This window comes from Mesorhizobium sp. M2A.F.Ca.ET.039.01.1.1 (assembly GCF_003998035.1).
Classification (GTDB): Bacteria; Pseudomonadota; Alphaproteobacteria; order Rhizobiales; family Rhizobiaceae; genus Mesorhizobium.
On the sequence record NZ_RZRY01000662.1, the window covers coordinates 1 to 3,448 of the forward strand.

The window sequence follows — 3,448 nt, forward strand, 5'->3', positions numbered from 1 at the left end:
GGGCTAACGGGTCGTCGCTATCTTGATCGGCAGGATGACGCATCCGTTCCGCCACCCGAGTTTCATAAAGGACTTCCTCAATGCGGGTGGTGTAGGCGTCATCCATACAAACAACTGTTGTGCATCGATTGCGCCTAGCGAGAAACGCGCTCTGGTCCTCGCGAATGCGGGAAAGTTCCTTTGGATCTTTCACAGTCTTAAGCAATTTCTGGTATGCACTTTGCAAATTGTTCTCAGCGCGAGACAGTCGTTCCTTGTAGGTGTATTGGTCATCGGATTGCGACGACCCATTGCCGGATGTAGACGGTTTCGTGAGCTTGTTCTGATTGAGCAATTCAGCATTTTTTTTGTTAACGCAATCGTCTACGAGCCTGTTGTAGGCCAAAATTATTTCATTTCGCTTGTCCACTTCGTTCCAGCACTGTCTTTGACGTTTAGAGTATTCATCCATGCAGGCATACCACACCTTGGTTCCCATTTCCAAATTGTCACATTGCCCGAACTCCCTTTTACATTCATCTCCCACGTTTAACATTCTGTATTTAATAGCATTCCCCGGGCAAATATGCCTCTTTACCGCATCCGCCAGAACGTCTTTGTCATCGCCAAATGCGCCTGATGTTGCAAAAAGCGCTGTAATCAGGAAAAAAGTCATCGCGAGACGCTGCATCGATCTGTCCCTTCAGAGAGTTTCCCCTATCGCTTGGAGCGTCCCCAGCCCGCAGCGACGGCTTCCGCTTTCGAGCAAAACCATCTTTCGTGATTGGCTTGGTTGATGACGGTTACGCTGTAATATTTCCGCCCCGGCGCTTGATAGATGCGCTCGCCATTCTGCCGCTCTCACTGCGGTCCGCATACCACATACCTTGGGAGAGATGAATGCATTACTGGGCCGAACAGGTCTGCCCTTGGCTGTTCTTCTGACATCCGGTCCCGTCTTCGCATTCACAAGCAGTGCTCGGGTGGATCGATGTGAGATAGCCGAACGCAGACAACGAGATCACTGCCATCACAAAGACAAGCCTTTTCATGGCGATTCCTCCACTGGCGAACTTTCACCTGAAGATACTCGCAGATTTATCGTTGGCCTCACATGACCCAAATGGGTGATGTGGCAGCAGTTCGAATGTCGAAGGTATGGGAACGCGACCAGAGAATGCAGCGAGTTGCGATGTCCAACGGTCGAAACGTAATCGGAGAGCCAAATGCAATTGAAAATCGTTTCTGCAGCGGGAATTCTTTTGACATCGGGGCTTTTTTCCCAAGATACCCTGACTCTTGGAGGCGTGTCCTATGATCCCCTTAGCAGAAGTTATGGGATGTCCATCCACAGGCAGCTGTTGATACCACGATTGCCGTCCAACATGACTGCAATCCAAGTCGCCGATCAGTGCAAATCAGATGGGGAAAAATGCTCAGGGCCAAGCGAGACGTCATGCTGTTCAGGACTATCCTGCAGCTATGCAGGGTCCACCGGAGGGTACATCTGTTTCTAAGCTAGAGCCGAGTGAGTAAACTATAGAGGTCCGTTCGCCAACGTGGCGAGGAGGGCAACCAGTTCTGACTGACGATGGGTCTGTGTCTTTGCGAATACCGCCTTCAGATGGTTACGGGCAGTCTCGTAACGAATGCCAAGCTCCTCGGCGATGGCCTCGAGTTTTCGACCGGTGGAGATATGGTGTGCCAGTCGCGCCTCGGCGACAGTGAGACCAAAACAGGATATCAAAACGTTCTGCGGCGGCTGCGGAACTGAATCCGGATCAAGTAAGACGACGACTGCCTGACACCGAGCGAGAGCGTTCGGTGAAACTGCTTCCAGACGCATCGGATACGCAATCAAGGGTCGGCCCTCGACACGAGGCAAGGCCACAGGTGGCATCGATGCCGCAGGCGCTCTAATCCACAGCAACTCCCGCAAGGATCGGTTGAGCGCATCCGTGGCAGCCTTGCTGGCAGATACCAACCGCCCCCCGCTGATCCGAAGACTCGAACCTAGTAGGCGTTCACCTGCTTGGTTCACGAGAATGACTTTCCCGCCTCGATCTAGCATGATTACTGCCGTCCCGCTCGCACTGAAGGCGTCAGATGCAGCCTCAGCTCGCGCAAAGCCAAGCGCGCGCGCTACCGCCACCGACGGGCCGAGCTGTCTCGACAATTTCGCCAACTCAGCAAGCTCGATAGGTGAGAATGGCCCCCTGTCGATAGAGCGCTGGAGCGAGATGCACCAGAAGTCGTCGCCAGCTGCAACTTTCACGGCGGCATACCAGCGAAGGCCCAAGGGTGCCAGAAACTCCTGATAATACGGATGCGTCGCAATATCGTCGGGTGTAAAAAGGTCGAGGTCTGTGGCGACCCCATTCCGCATAAGAGACGGAGTCAATCGGTATCGCTCATCCCGATTGATCCATCCGCCTTCTACATAGCTTTCGAACGCCGGTGCCGCCGATTGGCTGTGGGGTATGCGCGGAAAACAACCTTTGACGTCGAAGAGCAGTGCTCCAGCACTTCCTGTTGCCTTGTCGGCCACCTCCATCGCGGCGTCCCATTGCGACGGGTCAAGAGCTGCCGCTGAAAAGGCAGTACTGATGGCTCCCAAGTCGAATAGTGAGCCCAATCCAACCCCCGGAATGAAAACCTAATTAAAGCGGAGGAAGCTTGAGAATTCAAGTGACGAACGACTGCGCTTTTTTTGGAGGGGCTCAGCCGCGTTCCTCGCGTCCGCTCCCCAGATTGCTCAACGAATCGCTCGTCAGCTCCCAGACCAATCGACGTGGTCATGCAATCCATCCGAGATCGTTGAGATATCTAAGCAAGCGACAGCAGTGGGGCATGACGCTCATCGGGTAAGCAGGCAATAACTCGCGATAACCCTCACTTATCTCCCGAGCCGCGCTCAGTCGGCGACGAAGACTAATCCCGGTTGCGACCGCCATCGACCAGAATGTCCGGCTTCGCCAGCACCAGAGCTTCAGCGGCAACCGCGCGGTCCCGGTATGGCCGAGCTTGGCCGCGATATTGCCGAGACCGGATTTCTTATGATGTCGCCCATCAGCGTACCGCTGCCGGAGGTGTAGCTGTTGGCGTACCAGGCGGGGACAGTCCTTTGCGGCTCCTCACCCGGCTTGAGCGCCGCCAGCTCATTGTCGAGTTCGGCGACAAGCGATGCCGCGCGTTCGGGCTGGCCGAGCAGGTCGCCCATCCTTTTCAGGTTGGCGCGGATGTCGTCGAAGGAGTTTTCCGGCGCGAACTCCTCGACACGGATGTCGAGTCTTCGAAGCAGCCCGATGGTCGCCCGCGTCGTGTAGGTGCCGGCCAGCACCATGTCGGGCTGCATGAGGAAGATCTCTTCCGCCAGCCCGTGATTGGCCGCATAGCCCCGGCTCCTCGGCCATAGCCGAGGGGCCGGCATCGGTGGCGAGATAGGAGACCGAGTGGAGCGGTCCGGGAG

Annotated in this window: 3 protein-coding genes; all 3 read right to left on the reverse strand. The window is 55.6% G+C overall.

Annotated features, from left to right (window positions below; all coding sequences use genetic code 11):
- Positions 1 to 670: hypothetical protein (locus tag EOA24_RS31360; protein WP_133374702.1), on the reverse strand; the 670-nt coding region annotated here is incomplete at its 3' end.
- Between the two features lie 846 nt (positions 671 to 1,516).
- The gene (locus tag EOA24_RS31370) at positions 1,517 to 2,533 is read right to left on the reverse strand and encodes a helix-turn-helix transcriptional regulator (RefSeq protein ID WP_245501897.1); all 1,017 of its coding nucleotides are present in this window, start codon (positions 2,531 to 2,533) and stop codon (positions 1,517 to 1,519) included.
- Between the two features lie 435 nt (positions 2,534 to 2,968).
- On the reverse strand, positions 2,969 to 3,448 hold a 480-nt coding region (locus EOA24_RS31375; RefSeq protein ID WP_210213623.1), incomplete at its 5' end, for an ABC transporter substrate-binding protein.